The following is a 2,208-nucleotide window of genomic DNA, read 5'->3' on the forward strand; positions in this document are numbered from 1 at the left end:
CCTGGAGTCGGAGGCGGTGCACATCTTCCGGGAGGTGGCGGGGGAGTTCGAGAATCCGGTGATCCTGTTCTCCGGTGGCAAGGACTCCATCGTCATGCTGCATCTGGCGCTGAAGGCGTTCGCGCCGGCGCCGGTGCCGTTCTCGCTGTTGCACGTGGACACCGGGCACAACTTTCCCGAGGTGCTGGAGTACCGCGACCGTACGGTGGCGCGGCATGGGCTGCGTCTGCATGTCGCTTCGGTGCAGGAGTACATCGACCGGGGTGTGTTGCGGGAGCGTGCGGACGGCACGCGTAATCCGTTGCAGACGTTGCCGTTGACGGAGAGGATCCAGGCCGAGCGGTTCGACGCGGTGTTCGGTGGTGGCCGGCGGGACGAGGAGAAGGCGCGGGCCAAGGAGCGGGTGTTCTCGCTGCGTGATGAGTTCTCGCAGTGGGATCCGCGTCGTCAGCGTCCGGAGTTGTGGAATCTGTACAACGGCCGGCATGCGCCTGGTGAGCATGTGCGGGTGTTTCCGCTGTCCAACTGGACCGAGCTGGATGTGTGGCAGTACATCGCGCGTGAGGGGATCGAGTTGCCGGGGATCTACTTCGCGCACGAGCGGGAGGTGTTCCGGCGGGCGGGGATGTGGCTGACGCCCGGTGACTGGGGCGGGCCGCGTGGTGGTGAGAGCGTGGAGAAGCGCCTGGTGCGTTACCGCACCGTCGGTGACATGTCGTGCACGGGCGCGGTGGATTCCCAGGCGTTGACGCTGGAGGAGGTCATCGCCGAGATCGCGGCGTCCCGGCTGACCGAGCGGGGCGCGACCCGTGCCGACGACAAGATGTCCGAGGCCGCGATGGAAGACCGTAAGCGCGAGGGGTACTTCTAGGATGAGCACGCTCACGACCGGGGAGCTGTCGGCCACCACGCTGTTGCGGTTCGCCACCGCGGGTTCCGTCGACGACGGCAAGTCCACGCTGGTGGGCCGGCTGCTGCACGACTCCAAGTCGATCCTGACCGACCAGTTGGAGGCGGTGGAGCGTGCTTCGGCCGGCCGCGGTCAGCAGGGCCCCGACCTGGCGCTGCTCACCGATGGTCTGCGTGCCGAACGCGAGCAGGGCATCACCATCGACGTCGCCTACCGCTACTTCGCCACGCCGCGGCGCCGGTTCATCCTGGCCGACACCCCCGGACACGTGCAGTACACCCGCAACATGGTCACGGGGGCCTCCACCGCCGAGCTGACGGTGATCCTCGTCGACGCCCGCAACGGGGTGGTGGAGCAGACCCGCCGTCACGCCGCGATCGCGGCCCTGCTGCGCGTGCCGCACGTGGTGCTGGCGGTGAACAAGATGGACCTGGTCGGCTACCGGGAGAACGTCTTCGCGGCGATCGCGCGGGAGTTCACGGCGTACGCGGGCGAGCTGGGTGTTCCCGAGGTCACCGCGATCCCGATCTCCGCGCTCGCCGGGGACAACGTGGTGGAGCCCTCGGCGAACATGGACTGGTACGGCGGGCCGACCTTCCTGGAACACCTGGAGACCGTGCCGGTCAGCCACGACCTGGCGCACTGCCACGCCCGTCTGCCGGTGCAGTACGTGATCCGGCCCCAGAGCGCCGAGCACCCCGACTACCGCGGCTACGCCGGGCAGATCGCCGCCGGCACCTTCCGCGTCGGTGAGCAGGTCACGGTCCTGCCCTCCGGCCGCTCCACGAAGATCGCGGGTATCGACCTGCTCGGCACGCCGGTCGAGGCGGCCTGGACGACGCAGTCGGTGACCGTCCTGCTGGAGGACGACATCGACGTCTCACGCGGCGACCTGATCGTGCCCAGCAAGGACGCCCCGCCCACCACGCAGGACGTCGAGGCGACCGTCTGCCACGTCGCCGACCAGCCCCTGACGGTCGGCCACCGGGTACTGCTCCGGCACGGCACCCGCACCGTCAAGGCCGTCGTCAAGGACATCCCCTCCCGCCTCACCCTCGACGACCTGTCCCTGCACCCCCACCCCGCACACCTCGTCGCCAACGACATCGGCCGCGTGAAGATCCGCACCGCCGAACCCCTCCCCCTCGACTCCTACGCCGACTCCCGCCGCACCGGCTCCTTCATCCTGATCGACCCCAACGACGGCACCACCCTCACCGCCGGAATGGTCGGAGAGTCCTTCGCCTCGCCCGAGCCGGTCAAACACCCGGCCCAGGACGACGGATGGGACTTCTGAC

At 69.0% G+C, this 2,208-nt stretch carries 2 protein-coding genes; both read left to right on the top strand.

Going from position 1 to position 2,208, the window contains the following annotated elements; all coding sequences use genetic code 11:
* The first annotated feature begins 1 nt into the window (after nucleotide 1).
* Nucleotides 2-871: a sulfate adenylyltransferase subunit CysD gene (gene cysD / locus ACZ5Y0_RS36850; RefSeq protein ID WP_469132991.1), complete on the top strand. Its 870-nt coding sequence runs from the start codon at nucleotides 2-4 to the stop codon at nucleotides 869-871.
* Between the two features lies 1 nt (nucleotide 872).
* On the top strand, nucleotides 873-2,207 hold the full coding sequence (locus tag ACZ5Y0_RS36855; protein ID WP_469132992.1) for a sulfate adenylyltransferase subunit 1: 1,335 nt from the start codon (nucleotides 873-875) through the stop codon (nucleotides 2,205-2,207).
* The last annotated feature ends 1 nt before the right edge of the window (nucleotide 2,208 follow it).

This window comes from Streptomyces sp. NPDC033216, from assembly GCF_055577115.1.